This window comes from Streptomyces sp. NPDC059861 (assembly GCF_042731435.1).
Classification (GTDB): domain Bacteria; phylum Actinomycetota; class Actinomycetes; order Streptomycetales; family Streptomycetaceae; genus Streptomyces.
Genome location: NZ_JBHWJQ010000018.1, coordinates 42,976 through 58,152, shown reverse-complemented (window position 1 = coordinate 58,152; position 15,177 = coordinate 42,976). Strand labels below are relative to the sequence as shown.

At 70.5% G+C, this 15,177-nt stretch carries 15 protein-coding genes; 9 read left to right on the top strand and 6 right to left on the bottom strand.

Annotated elements, in window-relative coordinates:
* Nucleotides 1-39: 39 nt before the first annotated feature.
* From ACFV6X_RS17930 to ACFV6X_RS17915, 4 genes are all read left to right on the top strand, one after another.
* Nucleotides 40-639 (top strand): sulfite oxidase-like oxidoreductase, encoded by a 600-nt coding sequence (locus ACFV6X_RS17930; RefSeq protein WP_385384289.1) that lies wholly within the window; start codon nucleotides 40-42, stop codon nucleotides 637-639.
* On the top strand, nucleotides 609-1,361 hold the full coding sequence (locus tag ACFV6X_RS17925) for a ferredoxin reductase (protein WP_385384286.1): 753 nt from the start codon (nucleotides 609-611) through the stop codon (nucleotides 1,359-1,361). Before ACFV6X_RS17930 ends, ACFV6X_RS17925 begins: the two co-directional genes overlap by 31 nt.
* 76 nt (nucleotides 1,362-1,437) lie before the next feature.
* Nucleotides 1,438-1,710, top strand: coding sequence for a DUF6510 family protein (locus ACFV6X_RS17920; RefSeq protein WP_365446725.1), 273 nt, complete (start codon nucleotides 1,438-1,440; stop codon nucleotides 1,708-1,710).
* Nucleotides 1,711-1,791: 81 nt separating this feature from the next.
* The gene (locus ACFV6X_RS17915; RefSeq protein WP_385384282.1) at nucleotides 1,792-2,439 is read left to right on the top strand and encodes an RraA family protein; all 648 of its coding nucleotides are present in this window, start codon (nucleotides 1,792-1,794) and stop codon (nucleotides 2,437-2,439) included.
* A 34-nt stretch (nucleotides 2,440-2,473) separates the two neighbouring features.
* Here ACFV6X_RS17915 and ACFV6X_RS17910 read toward each other — a convergent pair whose 3' ends face one another.
* Nucleotides 2,474-2,947 (bottom strand): VOC family protein, encoded by a 474-nt coding sequence (locus ACFV6X_RS17910; protein WP_385384280.1) that lies wholly within the window; start codon nucleotides 2,945-2,947, stop codon nucleotides 2,474-2,476.
* Nucleotides 2,948-3,038: 91 nt separating this feature from the next.
* Nucleotides 3,039-3,956 (bottom strand): NADP-dependent oxidoreductase, encoded by a 918-nt coding sequence (locus tag ACFV6X_RS17905; protein WP_385384277.1) that lies wholly within the window; start codon nucleotides 3,954-3,956, stop codon nucleotides 3,039-3,041.
* Between the two features lie 221 nt (nucleotides 3,957-4,177).
* On the opposite strand from ACFV6X_RS17905, the gene ACFV6X_RS17900 reads away from it, so the two are divergent.
* Nucleotides 4,178-5,083 (top strand): NAD(P)H-binding protein, encoded by a 906-nt coding sequence (locus ACFV6X_RS17900; RefSeq protein WP_385384274.1) that lies wholly within the window; start codon nucleotides 4,178-4,180, stop codon nucleotides 5,081-5,083.
* A gap of 89 nt (nucleotides 5,084-5,172) precedes the next feature.
* On the opposite strand, the gene msrA is transcribed toward ACFV6X_RS17900, so the two are convergent.
* Nucleotides 5,173-5,685 (bottom strand): peptide-methionine (S)-S-oxide reductase MsrA, encoded by a 513-nt coding sequence (gene msrA / locus ACFV6X_RS17895; protein ID WP_385384272.1) that lies wholly within the window; start codon nucleotides 5,683-5,685, stop codon nucleotides 5,173-5,175.
* 239 nt (nucleotides 5,686-5,924) lie between these two features.
* Between msrA and trxB the strand changes: the two genes are divergently transcribed.
* Both trxB and ACFV6X_RS17885 read left to right on the top strand, forming a co-directional pair.
* Entirely contained in the window at nucleotides 5,925-6,920 is a 996-nt protein-coding gene (trxB, locus tag ACFV6X_RS17890; RefSeq protein ID WP_385384269.1) for a thioredoxin-disulfide reductase, read from the top strand.
* 267 nt (nucleotides 6,921-7,187) lie between these two features.
* Complete coding sequence (locus ACFV6X_RS17885) at nucleotides 7,188-8,504, top strand: cation:proton antiporter (RefSeq protein ID WP_385384266.1); 1,317 nt, start codon at nucleotides 7,188-7,190, stop codon at nucleotides 8,502-8,504.
* A gap of 31 nt (nucleotides 8,505-8,535) precedes the next feature.
* Here ACFV6X_RS17885 and ACFV6X_RS17880 read toward each other — a convergent pair whose 3' ends face one another.
* Nucleotides 8,536-9,198, bottom strand: coding sequence for a response regulator (locus tag ACFV6X_RS17880; protein ID WP_385384263.1), 663 nt, complete (start codon nucleotides 9,196-9,198; stop codon nucleotides 8,536-8,538).
* A gap of 2 nt (nucleotides 9,199-9,200) precedes the next feature.
* Nucleotides 9,201-10,142 carry a HAMP domain-containing sensor histidine kinase gene (locus ACFV6X_RS17875; protein ID WP_385384260.1) on the bottom strand — a complete coding sequence of 314 codons (942 nt, stop codon included), beginning with the start codon at nucleotides 10,140-10,142 and terminating at the stop codon, nucleotides 9,201-9,203.
* A 236-nt stretch (nucleotides 10,143-10,378) separates the two neighbouring features.
* On the opposite strand from ACFV6X_RS17875, the gene ACFV6X_RS17870 reads away from it, so the two are divergent.
* On the top strand, nucleotides 10,379-10,666 hold the full coding sequence (locus tag ACFV6X_RS17870) for a DUF3040 domain-containing protein (protein WP_385384257.1): 288 nt from the start codon (nucleotides 10,379-10,381) through the stop codon (nucleotides 10,664-10,666).
* Between the two features lie 162 nt (nucleotides 10,667-10,828).
* Here ACFV6X_RS17870 and ACFV6X_RS17865 read toward each other — a convergent pair whose 3' ends face one another.
* On the bottom strand, nucleotides 10,829-12,031 hold the full coding sequence (locus tag ACFV6X_RS17865; RefSeq protein WP_385384255.1) for an epoxide hydrolase family protein: 1,203 nt from the start codon (nucleotides 12,029-12,031) through the stop codon (nucleotides 10,829-10,831).
* A gap of 322 nt (nucleotides 12,032-12,353) precedes the next feature.
* Here ACFV6X_RS17865 and ACFV6X_RS17860 point away from each other — a divergent pair, with 322 nt between their 5' ends.
* On the top strand, nucleotides 12,354-15,173 hold the full coding sequence (locus tag ACFV6X_RS17860; protein ID WP_385384252.1) for an AAA family ATPase: 2,820 nt from the start codon (nucleotides 12,354-12,356) through the stop codon (nucleotides 15,171-15,173).
* Nucleotides 15,174-15,177 lie beyond the last annotated feature (4 nt).

The window sequence follows — 15,177 nt, the reverse complement described above, 5'->3', positions numbered from 1 at the left end:
AGAATGAGAAACGCCCACGTCGCAGAATGGGGGCGCGGTATGCCGATCATTTCACCCGGATTCCACGGCCGAGCGCGCGACGCGCGGCACAAACTGCCTCCTGGGCAGTACGAGACCACGGGCTTCCCCGTCCTGTCGGCAGGGCCGACTCCTGCGGTGGACCTCGACGCGTGGGAATTCACCATCCGCACCGAGACAGGCGCACGGCACAGCTGGAGCTGGGCACAGTTCCTGGCGTTGCCCAGCCAGACCCCGACCGTCGACCTGCACTGCGTCACCAAGTGGTCGAAGTTCGAGACGGAGTGGCAGGGTGTCTCCCTGGACCTCCTCCTGGAGGACGTGGAGACCGGCGCCGACTACGCGCTCGTGCACTCCTACGGCGACTACACCACCAACGTGCCCCTGGAGGACCTCCTCGACGGGCAGGCGTGGATCGCGTACCGCTTCGACGGCGAGGAGCTCCCGCCGGAGCACGGCGGCCCCGCCCGGCTGCTGGTTCCGCACCTGTACTTCTGGAAGTCCGCCAAGTGGGTGCACGGCATCCAGCTGCTCGACGAGGAAGAACGCGGCTTCTGGGAGAACGTCGGCTACCACAACTATGGGGACCCATGGCGGGAGCAGCGGTATCAAGGCGACTAGGCGACCGGCTGCGCTGGAAGACGGCACGCCTGACCGATCGGCGCGTCGAGTCGGAGGTGGCGCACACGCTCGTCTTCGAGGTGCCCGACTGGCCGGGCCATGCGGCCGGGCAACACGTCGATGTGCGCCTGACGGCCGAGGACGGCTACAGCACCCAGCGCAGTTACTCACTGGCGTCCGCACCCGACGGCGAGAGCGTCGAGCTGACCGTTCAGCGCGTCGACGGCGGCGAGGTCTCGCCGTATCTGACGGAGGGTCTCGCGGTGGGTGACGCGGTGGAACTGCGGGGACCGATCGGCGGCTGGTTCGTGTGGCGGCCCGAGCAGACGGAGCCGATCCTGCTGGTCGGCGGCGGCTCGGGCCTGGTGCCCCTGATGGCGATGATCCGCACCCGCCGCGCGGTCGGCAGCCGGACGCCCTTCCGGTTGGTGTACTCCGTGCGGAGCCCCGAGTACCAGTTGTTCGCCCCGGAGTTGAGGCCGGACGACCCGGGTCTGGACAAGACGTACCTCTACACCCGCTCCGCCCCACCGGACTGGCGGCGGCCGCTCGGGCAGGTCACGGCCTCGGACCTGTCCGGCGCGGGATGGCCACCGGACTTCGAAGCCACCTGCTACGTCTGCGGTTCCACCGGCTTCGTGGAAAAGGCCGCCGGCCTGCTGGTGGCCCTCGGCCACCATCCCGGCCGGATCCGCACGGAGCGTTTCGGACCCAGCGGCTGATGCCGTGCCCCACAGGGCGCTCACAATGGGAGGTGGAGGCGCGATGGCCGGTACGACGCAAGGGAGATGAGTGTTCATGACCCTCACGCCCGGCTTCCTCGACGGCAATGCCGCCGCAGGCGACCTGCAGGCTCTGTTCGGAACCGACATGTCCATGGCCTCCGGACGATGCCGCGGCTGCGGCGAACAGATGGTCCTCGCCCAGACGCATGCCTACCTCGACGGTCCGGGGATGGTGCTGCGCTGTCCCGGCTGCGAGGGTGTGCTGCTTCGCCTGGTCCGCTCACCTTCCGAGACCTGGCTCGACGCCGGCGGACTGCAATACCTCAAGATCCCCACACCTTCATGACCACGTACGTACGACGTGGCGGAGAGCCGCGGAGCGATCGCCTGCGGCCAGGCAAGGCCGCGCGTCGGCTGGGAGACCCTCATGGCAGACAACGCCGACCGCCTGCAAGAGCTCGCCTCGCGCGTGCGCACCCCCGACGTCGTCGATGCCATGGGACGGATGCATCGCCACCGGTGTCACCTCAACGACCTGGTGAGCCCCACGCCGGGCCGTGTCCTCCTGGGCCCCGCGCTGACGATCTCGTACTTCCCTTCGTGCGAGGAAGCCCTGCCCGCTGAGCACTACACCTTCACCCGGCTGTTCGCCGACGCCGTCAAGGACGGTGCCGAGGGGCGGGTGCTGGTCCTGGCGGGCAACGGGCATCCCGACGTGTCGCTCGGAGGCGGATCGAAGCTCTCCATGGTGGCGGCACGCGGTCTCGCCGGCGTCCTGGCCGACGGCCGTCTGCGGGACTTCGTCGAACTCGCGACCCATGACTTCGCCGTCTACTGCCTGGGCCAGTCGGCCAAGTGGGGCGGTGATGTGGTGACGCCGTACGAGGTCAACCGGCCGGTGGTCGTGTCCGGCGTGGCGGTCCGCCCCGGCGACTACGTGTTCGCGGACGTCTCCGGCGCCGTCGTCGTCCCCGCGCCACATGTCTTCGAGGTGTTCGAGGAAGCCGGCCGCGTCGCCCGGACCGAGGAGGCCTTCGTCGGAGGTGTCGATCAGGACGATCCCGCTCGGCCCTGACGCGCGGGCCCCGCGCATCCCGGACGTCCGTGTCTCAGCGACCGGGGGCCCGCTTCGTGACCTCCTGGATCACCCAGCCGTTGCCGTCCGGGTCGCTGAAGGTGGCGTAGGAGCCGTAGGAGGCGCGGTCCGGGTGCGGGCCGTCCTCGCGTCCCTGGCCCTGGCCGTCGTGGACGACGCGGCCGTTGTCGTGGCCGTGGAAGAAGATGCCCCCGGCGTCGTGGAACACCTCACTCACCTCGACGCCGCGGCCGGCGAACTCCGCACGGACCGCTTCGACGTCGGGGGCAACGAGGTACAGGCCCTGGACCGAGCCCGGCGGGGCGGAGGTCAGCCCCTTGCCGAAGATGATCGAACACTCCGAGCCGGGCGGCGTGAGGTGCACGGCGCGCCATTCCGGACCGGCCGTGGCGTCGAGGTCGAGACGGAATCCGGCGGCCTCGTAGAAGGCCTTGGCCCTGTCGACATCGGAGACGGGCAGGACGATGAGCTCCAGCTTCACATCCATGGGGAGGTCCTTCTCTCGCCGGCGCCGGCGGTCGGAGTCAGGCGGCCCCGGGCGGCACGCCGGTAGGGACGTCGATCCGGCTGCCCGGGGCTCACGCAACCCGGATGACTGTCTTGCCCACGGTTCCCTTCTTCGCGCGGAACGCCTCCGGCGCACGGTCCAACGGGTGGACGGCACCGACCAGCGGATGCAACCGCCCTTCCCGGTACCTGCGAATGACCTCCAGGAGGTGGCCACGGTCGGGTTCGACGATGAAGTACAGGGCGCGGCCGTCCTCAGGCCGGACAGTCGGGGGTTGGGCGATGCTCACCAGCGTGCCGCCGGGCGTGACCACGGCGGCCGAGCGGCCGAGCACCTCCCCGCCCAGACCGTCGAAGACGAGGTCGACGTGGCCTACCGCCTCCTCCCACCCCGGCTGTTCGAGGTCGACGAACTCCTCCGCGCCGAGCTCCAGGACCCGGTCCCGGCTGCCTGCGCGCCCCGACCCGATCACGCGGGCCCCGGCGTCGCGGGCCAGCTGCGTCGCGGCCATTCCGACGCCGCCGCCCGCACCGTGCACGAGGACGCTCTGCCCCGCCTCCAGGCGCCCGTGGACGAAGAGGCCCTGCCAGGCGGTGAGCCCCGGCATCGGCAGCGCCGCCGCCTCCACGTGGTCGATTCCGGCAGGCAGCGGGGCCAGATTCCGGGCCTCCACCGCCACGTACTCCGCGAGCGAGCCGTCCCGGTTCCAGTCGGTCAGCCCGACGACCCGCTGCCCGGCCGAAAGGCCGGTGGTACCGACCGCGACCTCGGCGACCTCGCCCGACACCTCGTGCCCCGGCACGACGGGCGCTCGTCCCCTGCCGCTCCGGTCGACCCAGGAGGCCGGCCAGGCCAGCTCGTCCGGGGTGAAGGAGGCCGCCCGCACTCGCACGACGACGTCGCCCTCGCCCGCGTACGGGTACGGAGCCTCCTCCACGACCAGACCGTCCACCGCCGCATCACGATCGTGGGTCCGTACGGCCTTCATGGCCGCTCCTTCCGGCCGGGGAGGCCCCCTCCACTCCAGGATGACGGCGGGACCCGCGCGCGGCGATTCGGGTCGCGGCGCCGGAGGATGTCCGCATCCGCGGTTGCCGCTGCGCGCCCTCGCCCACCCCCGGCGCGAACACATACGCCCCCTTCGGACATCAGATGCCGCTCGCGCGTGTGCTCACGCGCCGACGCGACACATCAGGGGAAGATCGAGCCATGGTGACCAGCAATCTCGTACTCATCGCACACATCGGTGGCGTGGGCCGTACGGTCCTGGAGAATCTGCGTGCCCAGGGCGTGCCGGTGCGCGCCATGGTCCGCCGGGACGACGAGCGCGCGGACGAGTTGCGTGCGCTCGGCGCGGAGATCGTCGTCGGGGATCTGACCCGGCCCGAGAAGGTCGCGGCCGCGTTGGAGGGCGTCGCACGGATGTACTTCGCGATGCCCGTGTCGCCGGATCATCTGCTGGCGACGACCGTGGTGGCCAGTGTGGCGCGCGAATACGGGCAGTTGGACGGGCTGGTCGGCATGTCGCAGATGACGGTGTCGCAGATGACCGCCACCAGCACCACCGAGTCGCACCAGCAGCGGCTGCACTGGCTGGCCGAGCAGGTGCTCGACTGGTCGGGCCTGCCGGTGGTGCACATCCGGCCCACGGCCTTCCTGGACAACCCGCTGTTCACCGCGCTGCCGGCGCTCTCGATCCGCGAGACCGGCACCATCGCGCTGCCCTTCGGCACCGGACGCACCTCACCGGTCGCGGTGGCCGACGTCGCCCGGGTGGTCTCGACCGTGCTCGGCGATCCCGCCCCGCACACCGGCCACGTCTACGAACTGACCGGGCCCCGCACCATGGACATGACCGGGATGGCGGAGGAGTTCTCAAGGGCCCTCGGCCGTCCGGTGTCCTACGTGGACATGCCGCCGGACCAGTGGCGGGCCGAGGTGCTCGCCAAGGTGGGACTGCCCCCGCACACCGAGGAGCACATCCTCACCATGGCCCGGTTGCATCGCGAGAACCGCTACGACCGCGCCACTCGCGACGTCGAACGCGTGACGGGCATTCCCGCTCAGTCGGTCGAGGTGTTCGTCGCCGCACGCAGGGACTTCTACGTGGGGTAGCACGTGACGGACCGCGCCGGGATCAGGTGCCCGCGCGGTCGCCTCGTCCCGGGGCCAACGGCACGACGCGACCACTCGGGCACCGGCCGTCAGTCCTTCGCGCGCGCGGGCAGCCGCCAGCCCGGGCGGACGAAGTGGCAGGTGTATCCCTCGGGATAGCGCTCCAGGTAGTCCTGGTGCTCGGGCTCGGCCTCCCAGAAGGGACCGACAGGTTCCACGTCCGTCACGACCTTGCCCGGCCACAGACCGGAAGCATCGACATCGGCGATGGTGTCCTCGGCGGTCTCCTTCTGCTCGGGATCCACGTAGTAGATCGCCGAGCGGTAGCTGAGGCCGATGTCGTTGCCCTGCCGGTTCTTCGTCGTCGGGTCGTGGATCTGGAAGAAGAACTCGAGGAGGGTACGGAAGTCGGTCTGATCGGGGTCGTAGGTGATCTCGATCGCCTCGGCGTGCGTGCCGTGGTTACGGTACGTGGCGTTGGGCACGTCACCGCCCGTGTAGCCGACACGGGTCGACAGCACTCCGGGAAGCCGCCGGATCAGGTCCTGCATGCCCCAGAAGCACCCCCCTGCGAGAACGGCCCTCTGTGCCTGTCCAGTCATCTCGATCCTCCGCATGATGTCGTCGCTGCTCGGCTACGCCTCAGCCCCAGCGTACGGCGACGGGGCGACGCCGTTTCAGGCCGGCCGGACGCGCCGCCACGGGGCTCCGGCCGACGGGATGCGCACCCCTCCACACGAGCGCATGGTGGATTCGTCCGCTGCCGAGACCATGCCTGACGTCGGGAGGCGACTGCCGGCTGGTCTCGTTCCTCTTCTCCAGGCTCTGGTAGGTGATCAAGGTGGATGAGACTGTCCGGCAAGTGATCATCGTCGGCTCCGGTCCGGCCGGCTACACCGCCGCGCTCTACAGCGCCCGCGCACTGCTGCGCCCGCTGGTGTTCGAGGGCTCCGTCGCCGCGGGCGGCGCGCTGATCAACACCACCGACGTGGAGAACTATCCGGGGTTCCCCGAGGCGGTACTGGGCCCGGACCTGATGGAGAAGATGAGAACCCAGGCGGAGCAGTTCGGCGCCGAGATGATCCCGGACGACATCGTGGAAGCCCGACTCGACCGGGAGATCAAGGAGGTCGTCGACAGCGCGGGAGTCACCCACCGGGCCAGGGCGATCATCCTCGCCACCGGGTCCAGCTATCGCGAGCTGGGGCTCGCCAACGAGAAGCGGCTGTCCGGGCGCGGCGTGAGCTGGTGCGCGACCTGTGACGGCTTCTTCTACCGCGACCAGGACGTCGTGGTCGTGGGCGGCGGCGACTCCGCACTGGAGGAGGCCAACTTCCTCACGAAGTTCGCCCGCACCGTCACCGTGGTGCACCGCCGTGACCGGCTCCGCGCCTCGAAGATCATGCAGGAGCGGACCCACCGCAACGAGAAGATCCGTTTTCTGTGGGACCACGAGGTGATCGACGTGCTGGGCGAGGACAAGGTGACCGGGGTACGCGCCCGTGACGTGAACACCGGCCAGGAAACCGACGTACCCGTCACCGGGGTGTTCATCGCCATCGGACACGATCCGCGCGTCGAACTGGTCAAGGACCAGCTCTCCCTGGACCACGCCGGTTACGTGGCCGTGGAAGGGCAGTCCACGCGTACCAACCTCAACGGCGTGTTCGCCTGCGGTGACGTGGTCGACCACGACTACAGGCAGGCCATCACCGCCGCCGGGACCGGCTGCGCGGCGGCTCTGGACGCCGAGCGGTACCTCACCGCGCTGGACGACTGCCTGACCGGGGACGAAGCCCGTCTGGAGGCCATGGCCGTGGCCGAGCTCGCGCACTGACCCCCGGCGTCGCCGATCACTGAGGGGCATACGAGAACCGCGTCCGACCGGGGTGCTGGTGCTGGGTGCCGCTCACCTGCGCAATTGGGGGCCGTCACCGATGGTGCCCCCGTCCGGGCGCATGTGAGTGTGGAGCCACGCCGCGGCCTGGCGGCGCCGTACGGCTCGGTCCTGAGGCCGGTGGCCTGGCGTATGACGAAGGAGGACGTATCCACACCCGTCTGTCGAAGAGCGACCGACCCTGCGCGTGGCGGAAGGTGGTGACCCGTGGGACATGCTGACACCTTGCTCGCCATGGGCGGCGCCTTCCTGGCCGCCGCCTTCCTCGCCCGCCTCGGCGGCAGGATCGGACTGCCGACCATTCCGCTGTTCATGCTGGCCGGCATACTGCTCGGCCCCCACACACCCGGCCTCGTCCTCGTCGAGGACGCGCACGACTTCGAGATGCTCTCGGCGCTCGGACTGGTCCTGCTGCTGTTCTACCTGGGCCTGGAGTTCCACCTCGACGATCTCAGGAACGGTGGCAAGCGGCTGCTGGCCGCGGGCGGTGTCTATCTCCTGCTGAACGTCGGCGCCGGACTGGGGTTCGGGTTCGCCCTGGGGTGGGGTGTGCGGGAGGCGCTGGTGCTCGCCGGCGTCCTCGGGATCTCCTCGTCGGCGATCGTCACGAAGATCCTCATCGACCTGGGCCGGCTCGGCCGCCCGGAGACCCGCCTGATCCTGGGCGTGATCGTGGTGGAGGACATCTTCCTCGCCCTCTATCTCGCCGCTCTCCAGCCGGTCGTCAGCGGTGCCGAGGGCGTCACGGAGATGGCCCTCCAGGGTGCCAAGGCGTTCGGGTTCCTGCTGGTGCTGGCCGCCGCCGCCCGCTACGGCACCCGGCTGGCCGGCCGGCTGATCGTGACCCGTGACAACGAACTGCTGGTCATCACCTTCCTGGGCGCCGCCGTCCTCGTCGCGGGCGTCTCCGAGGTGCTCGGTGTCGCCGATGCCATCGGCGCGTTCATGGTGGGCCTGATCCTGGCCGGCACGCCCTCCGGGCCCCGGATCCGTGAACTGGTGCATCCCTTGCGGGACGCCTTCGCGGCGATCTTCTTCTTCGCCTTCGGTCTCGCCATCGACCCCGGCGACATCGCGTCCGTCGCGGTGCCGGTCGCCGCCGCGGCAGCACTGACCGTCCTGATGAACATCGCGGCGGGGCTCCTGGTCGCCCGTCCGTACCGCTACGGCACCGACACCGCTGCCGAGATCGCCACGACTCTCGTGGCCCGGGGCGAGTTCGCGCTGATCCTGGCCGCGATGGCCGCGGGCGCGGGGCTCGACGCCCGTCTCCCACCGTTCATCGCCGGATACGTCCTCGTCCTCGCCGTCCTCGGCCCCCTCGTCGCCGGGCGCGCGCACCTGCTCGCCCGTGCCATGCGCTCCGCGAGCGCGTTCGCCGCCGCCCGGAGGGGCACCGCACCGCGGCGTGCGGCGACACCGGAGGACGAGCACGCCCGTCCCGCGGACGACAGCGCACCCGCGGCGTCCCCTCCGTCCGTTCCGTCCGCTTCGTCGGCACTGCCTGCCGAGGCCGAGCGCTGAAGGAAGCCCCAGGGGCGACGAACCCCGGCGATCAGGGTTCGATCAGCCCGACGCGGATCGCGTACCGGGTGAGTTCCAGACGGTCCTTCAGGCCTAGCTTCTGCAGCAGGTTGGCGCGGTGGCGTTCCACGGTCCTGGGACTGATGACGAGCAGGTCGGCGATCTCCTGCGAGGTATGGCCCTCGGCGACGAGCTTGAGGATCTCCTCCTCGCGGTGGGTGATCGCCTTGGCGGGCAGGGCACGGCCTTCCCGGAGGCGGTCGAGGTAGTTGCGAATCAGGGCGTTGACGGCGCCGGGATAGAGGAACGATTCACCACGCATCGTCGCGCGGCACGCCTCGACGAGGTCCCGGTCGGCGACCGACTTGAGGACGTAGCCGGACGCGCCGACGGAGAGGGCCTCGAAGAAGAACTGCTCGTTGTCGTACATGGTCAGGATGAGGATGCGCATGTGCGGCTGGATGCGGGAGAGTTCGCGGGCGGCCTGCAGGCCCGTCAGGCGCGGCATGGCGATGTCGAGGATGGCCAGGTCCGGGCGGTGGGCCCGGGCCTGTTCCACGGCCTCGGCGCCGTTGTCGGCCTCTGCCACGACGGTCAGGTCGGGTTCGCCGTCGAGGATGAGGCGGACCCCGCGCCTGACCAGGGCGTGGTCGTCGGCGAGCAGGATGCGGGTGGGGGCGGCTGCTTCAGGCATGGTCAACGGTTCCGGTCGGGGACGGTGATGCGTACGTCGGTGCCGCCGCCGGGGCGCGGCCCCAGGGCGAGGCCGGCGCCGATGAGCAGGGCGCGTTCGCGCATGCCACGGATGCCGGCGCCTTCGGGCGCGGCGCCGATGCCCCGCCCGTCGTCGTGGATGCGCAGTTCCACACCCGCGTCGGTGCGCCGCAGAGTCAGCTCTGCGTGGCGGGCCCGCGCGTGGCGGGCGGTGTTGGTCAGTCCTTCCTGGGCGACGCGGTAGAGCACGAGTTCCGTGTCGCGGCCGAGCGGGGGCAGATCCGTGTCGAGGTGGTGCCTGACGGACAGCCCGGGGTGGGTGAACTCGGTCGTGAGGGCCTTCAGCGCGGCCGTCAGTCCGAGTTCGTCCAGGACCCCGGGGCGCAGCCGGCGCGCGATACGGCGGATCTCCTCCAGACTGCCCCGGGTGGTCTCCTGCACCTGACGCAGCTCCTCGCGCACGGCGGGCGGGGCCTCTCCGGCGACGCGGGTGAGTTCGAGCAGCACGGCGGTGAGTGTCTGGCCCACCTCGTCGTGGAGTTCCTGGGAGACGCGGTGGCGTTCGGCCTCCTGCGCGGACAGGGCGCGGGCGCTGCTGGTGGCGCGCTCCTCCTCCAGGCGGTCGAGCATGGTGTTGAACGTCGTGATCAGCTCCGCGATCTCCCCATGGCCGCTCACGGCCGGACGCCGGCCCGGGCGTAGCAGGTCGGTGGTGGTCATGGCGCGGGTGAGGCGTTCCAGGGGGGCCAGGCCGACGCGCAGCAGGAGGGCGTTGGCGACGAGCATGGCGGCCAGGCCACCGGTGAGGATCGCCGCCTCGGTGAGCAGGACAGGGGTGGAGACGGTCACCGGGCCCAGCAGCAGCGCCGTGGCCGCGAGGAGCACGACAGCGTTCAGCAGGAAGATCCGCCAGTACAGGGGCACCGCGTATCGCCTCCTAGACCTGGTTCCGGCGGCCCGCCATGCTTCATCGTGAGCGCTGCCCCGACCGTCCGCCATCCGTGACAACACCCACCTGCTGATGCGTGAGGGGTTTCGGCAGCGGTGTTCGTAGGGGCCCGCCGCTCCCAGGGATGAGGGGCGGGGCCGATGGCGGGCAGGCGTGGCGGGGCGGAAGTCTGGAGTCCAGGCGAAGACCGCGAGCCCGGGAGGGAGGCGCCATGCCTCAGTCCGACGACGAACGTCTGGTCGCTCTCGCAGCACGGTTCGAGCGCGACGATCCGCGTTTCACCCAGGCACTGAGAACCGGCCGCCCCGTCCGGCCCCGCGAATACCGGCATGCACGGGCCTGGTGGACGGTGGGCGTCGCCCTGGCAGTCCTGGCAACCGGCGTGGTCGTTGCCGACGGACTGCTCATCGCCACCGGCCTGATCCTGGCCGGCATCGGCGCCCAGCTGTTCGACCCCCACCGGACCCGTCCGGGAGGACGCACTCGACCGCCCCGGTGAGAAGGAAGCGACGGATCGCTCACCCGGTCCCCTCGAAGACCAGCCGAGGGAAGAGACTGTCCGGCGGCCCGCAGCGGCCGATTCGGGCGGGCCGGTGGCTCGGTACCGCGCCACCGGCCCGCCGTCCCGGGGGCTACGGCATTCGCCTCCCGGCCCGGTCGGTCACTTGCGCAGCGACCGAAGGCCCACGCGCAGCTCGTTCACGAAGAGCTCAGGCTGCTCCCAGGCCGCGAAGTGCCCGCCCCGTGGGAGTGTGTTGTAGTGGATCAGGTTGGGGTAGGCCTGCTCGGTCCAGGACCTCGGCGCCTGGTACATCTCGTCGGGGAAGACACTGACGGCAGTCGGGAGCGTCACGCCCTTGGCGCTGAAGAAGCCCAGCTTGTTCTCGCCGTACAGGCGAGCCGCGGAGACCCCCGTGTTCGTCAGCCAGAAGAGCGTGACGTTGTCGAGGACGTCGTCCCGCGTCAGCCCCGTCGGTTCCCCGGCGAAGGCACGGGTGATCAGGTCCAGACTCGCCGCGTCATGGTCGAGCATGAAGGCGGCCAGGCCGACGGGGGAATCGGCGAAGCCGGCCAGTGACTGCGGGCGGTCTCCCATGATGTAGGCGTAGTAGGCGTGCGAGTACATGACGCGCAACTGGTCGACGGCGCGCTGCTCTTCCGCCGTGAGCTCCGGGGTGCCGGCCGGAAGCGGCTGACCGGCCGCGATCGCCTGCTCGATCTCCGGCGGCACGATGCCGGCCATGTTGGTGTGTATGCCGATCAGACCCTCGGGCGCCTGCAGGGCCAGGGCGTCGGTGACGATCGCCCCCCAGTCGCCGCCCTGTGCCGCATAGCGCGTGTATCCGAGGCGCCTCATCAGCTCCGCCCACGCGCGTGCGATGCGTTCGGGGTCCCAGCCGCGCTCGGTCGGCTTGCCCGAGAACCCGTAGCCGGGCATCGAAGGAATCACCACGTGAAAGGCGTCCGAAGCGTCCCCACCGTGAGCCGTGGGGTTGATCAGGGGATCGACGATCTTCATCTGCTCCACGACCGAGCCGGGCCACCCGTGGGTGACGATGAGCGGCAGGGCATCTTCGTGAGGTGAGCGCGCATGGACGAAGTGGATGTCCAGGCCGTCGATCTCGGTGATGAAGTTCGGGTGGGACTGGAGCGAGGCCTGGATCCGGCCGAAGTCGTACTCCGTCGCCCAGTGGCGAGCGAGTGCCTGCAGGGTCGCGAGCGGTGTGCCCTGCGACTGGTCGGAGACCGTTTCCTTCTCCGGGAAGCGTGTGGCCTCGATGCGCCTGCGCAGCTCGGCGACGTCCGCCTCGGGGAACTCGGGGGTGAAGGGACGAAGGGTGGTCTTGTCGCTAATGTCGGACATAGGGGCCTTCCTGCTGTGTGGTGGGGTTTCGACCTCTTGAGATTCGCGCAGTACGGTGCTCGTCGCCCCGGGGAGAACCCCTGGCGTGCCCCCTGGTTCCTGGGACCTCGACCCCCGGGGCCGCCCGGGGTACCGGGGGCGGACCCGGATGGGAGAACCGGCAAGCGGTGACGAAGGGTGAGCGGACGAGAACTTTTGGAGCAACTCTGAAATATCTCCTTATTGCGGGCAAAATGGAATTTTCGGTACTTCGGCGGCAGTCCGTCGGCCGGATTCACCGGAGCGAGGCCGCAGGGCGCAGCCGACGGCGAAAGGCCGGCTCATGAGCGATGTGGGCTACGGACCGCAGGCGAGGCTGCTGGGCCGGAGTGAGCAAGTGGCCGCCATCGATCGGGCGTTGACGAGGGCGCAGGCCGGCAGCGCCGAGGTTCTGGTCCTTCGCGGTGAGTCGGGGATGGGCAAGACGGCCCTGCTGGACTACACGGCCGACCGGGCCGCAGGGCTTGGGTTCCGTACCTGGGTCATCGCAGGCATCGAGTCGGAGATGCAGCTGCCGTTCGCCAGCCTCCAGCAGTTCTGCGCTCCCATGCTTGACCGGCTCGGGGAGATTCCCGGACCGCAGCGGGACGCGTTGTCCGTGGCCTTCGGCCTCGAGGCGGGCCCTTCGCCCAATCGCTTTCTGGTGGGGATGGCCGTTCTCGGTCTGCTGGCCGGCGCCACCGAGAATCCGGACCGCCCCATCGCGTGTCTCGTCGATGACGCGCAGTGGCTCGACGACGGCTCCATGCAGGTACTGGGCTTCGTCGCCAGGCGCCTGATGGCCGAGCCGGTGGCACTGGTCATCGCCCTGCGAGACTTCGGAGACCACCGTGAGACGACCGGCCTGCGGGAAGTCGTCGTCGAGGGTCTCCGCGAACACGACGCCCGCGCGTTGCTGGCGTCGGCCGTGCCCGTGCCCCTCGACCCGCTGGTAAGGGACCGCATCATCGCGGAGGCACGGGGCAACCCGATGGCCTTGCTGAACCTGCCGCGCACTCTGGCGCCCCACGAGTTGGCCGGCGGCTTCTGGTTGCCCGGCAACCAGAAGCCGGCAAGTTACATCGAGAACGCCTTCCACCAGCGTTTCCTGTCACTCCCGGAGGGCAGTCGACGGCTCCTGCTGACCGCCGCGGCCGAGCCCACAGGGGACGTGGCCCTGCTGTGGCGGGCAGCCAGTCTCCAGGACATCCCGCCGGACGCCTCGGCCGCGGCCGAGGCCTCAGGGCTTGTCGAGTTCGGGACCGGCGTGCGTTTCCAGCACCCTTTGGCGCGGTCGGCCATCTACCGCAGGACATCCGCCCCCGACCGCCGGGCGGCGCACCGAGCGCTGGCGGAGGCGACCGACCCGGTGCTCGATCCCGATCGCAGAGCGTGGCACCGCGCCCACGCGGCCGGCGGGCCCGACGAAAGCGTCGCCGCCGATCTGGAGCGCTCGGCGGAGCGGGCTCGAGACAGGGGAGGGGTTGCCGCCACGGTCGCGTTCCTGCGACGGTCGGCGGAGCTGACCCCCGATCCCACACGCCGTGTCACTCGCGCGCTGGCTGCCGCCCAGGTCGGGATCGACGCCGGCGGTGCGGACCCGGTCCACCACATGCTGGCGGTCGCCGAGGCCGGCCCGCTCGACGCTCTCCAGCGGGCCTGGCTCGAGCGGCTCCGCGCCCGGCTGGTCTTCGCACGGGCACGCGGCAGCAAGGCCCCCGGTCTCCTGCTCGAGGCCGCCCGGAGGCTGACACCTCTCGATCCGGACCTGGCCCGCGACACCCTGCTGGAGGCAGCCAGCGCGGCGATCTTCGCCGGCCGCCTGAGCGAGGGGCCGGTGGAGCACGAGGTGGCCGAGGCAGCCCGCGCCGTACCCACGCCCACAGCTCCGCGGATGGTCGATGTCCTGCTGGAAGGCATCTCCAGCCTGGTCCTCGACGGCTACGCCGGGGGTGTCCCGGCGCTCAGGAGCGCACTGCACGCCGTCCGCCGGGGGCAGAGGACGGGGGTGCGGGTCGACGGCCACGGGCTGCGACTGGCCGGCGCGGTGACCCCCGAGCCGCTCGCGTCCGAGTTGTGGGACGACGAGGCTTGGCACGATCTGGCTGCCAACGACGTCAGGATCGCCCGCGAGGAGGGTGCGCTCGCCGCTCTGCCTCTCGCGCTCAACTACCAGGCGTGCTTCCACGTGCACGCCGGTGAATTCAATACCGCGGCGTCCCTGCTGGACGAGGCGACCGCGCTCTCGGTGGCCGCGGGCAGCCCACCCATACGGCACACGTCACTCGTCCTCGCCGCCTGGAGGGCGCAGGAGTCCGAGGCGATGGAGCTGATTCGGACCAGCATGGAAGAAGCGGGTACACGAGGTGAGGGACGTGCGCTGGGCCTGGCCGAGTACGCCACCGCACTGCTCAACAACGGCCTCGGCCGCTACGACGCCGCGATGGCCGCCGCTACGAGCGCATGCCGGTACGAGGACCTCGGATTCTTCGGCTGGGCATTGATCGAGCTGATCGAGGCGGCGGCCCGCAGTGGGCGGACGGAGGCCGGCGAAGTGGCGCTGGACAGGCTCGTCGAACGCACACAGGCGAGCGGAACCGAGTGGGCCCGGGGCGCCGAGTCACTCTCGCGCGCACTCATGAGCGACGGCGGCACCGCCGACGCGCTCTACCAGGAGGCACGCCGCCATCTCGAACGCTGCCGCATCTCCGTCCAACTGGCCCGCGCCCGCCTCCTCCACGGCGAGTGGCTGCGTCGTCAGGCACGCCGCCAGGAGAGCCGTGTCGAGCTACGTTCCGCCTACACGACGTTCAGCGCGATGGGAGCAGCAGGCTTCGCCGAGCGCGCGCGCAGGGAACTGCTGGCGACAGGGGAGACCGCACGCAGGCGGACAGGGGGTACCGGCGTCGAACTCACGAGTCAGGAGGCCCAGATCGCCAGGCTGGCCCAGATCGGATACACCAACCGCGAGATCGCCGACCACCTGTTCATCAGCCCACGCACGGTCGAATGGCACCTCGGCAACCTGTTCGCCAAACTCGGCGTCACCTCCCGTCGGCAACTGCGGTCGGTGCTGTCCCCCCTGCAGCCAGGGGTGCCGGCGAACCAGCGGAGGACGGGTTAGGCCC

Excerpts from the sequence above, each read along its gene's own strand:
- ACFV6X_RS17915 (WP_385384282.1), top strand. The coding sequence starts at position 1,792 with ATGGCAGACAACGCCGACCGCCTGCAAGAGCTCGCCTCGCGCGTGCGC.
- ACFV6X_RS17920 (WP_365446725.1), top strand. The coding sequence starts at position 1,438 with ATGACCCTCACGCCCGGCTTCCTCGACGGCAATGCCGCCGCAGGCGAC.
- ACFV6X_RS17905 (WP_385384277.1), bottom strand. The coding sequence starts at position 3,956 with ATGAAGGCCGTACGGACCCACGATCGTGATGCGGCGGTGGACGGTCTG.
- ACFV6X_RS17910 (WP_385384280.1), bottom strand. The coding sequence starts at position 2,947 with ATGGATGTGAAGCTGGAGCTCATCGTCCTGCCCGTCTCCGATGTCGAC.
- ACFV6X_RS17900 (WP_385384274.1), top strand. The coding sequence starts at position 4,178 with ATGGTGACCAGCAATCTCGTACTCATCGCACACATCGGTGGCGTGGGC.
- msrA (WP_385384272.1), bottom strand. The coding sequence starts at position 5,685 with ATGACTGGACAGGCACAGAGGGCCGTTCTCGCAGGGGGGTGCTTCTGG.
- ACFV6X_RS17925 (WP_385384286.1), top strand. The coding sequence starts at position 609 with ATGGCGGGAGCAGCGGTATCAAGGCGACTAGGCGACCGGCTGCGCTGG.
- ACFV6X_RS17865 (WP_385384255.1), bottom strand. The coding sequence starts at position 12,031 with ATGTCCGACATTAGCGACAAGACCACCCTTCGTCCCTTCACCCCCGAG.
- ACFV6X_RS17930 (WP_385384289.1), top strand. The coding sequence starts at position 40 with ATGCCGATCATTTCACCCGGATTCCACGGCCGAGCGCGCGACGCGCGG.
- ACFV6X_RS17860 (WP_385384252.1), top strand. The coding sequence starts at position 12,354 with ATGAGCGATGTGGGCTACGGACCGCAGGCGAGGCTGCTGGGCCGGAGT.
- ACFV6X_RS17880 (WP_385384263.1), bottom strand. The coding sequence starts at position 9,198 with ATGCCTGAAGCAGCCGCCCCCACCCGCATCCTGCTCGCCGACGACCAC.
- ACFV6X_RS17870 (WP_385384257.1), top strand. The coding sequence starts at position 10,379 with ATGCCTCAGTCCGACGACGAACGTCTGGTCGCTCTCGCAGCACGGTTC.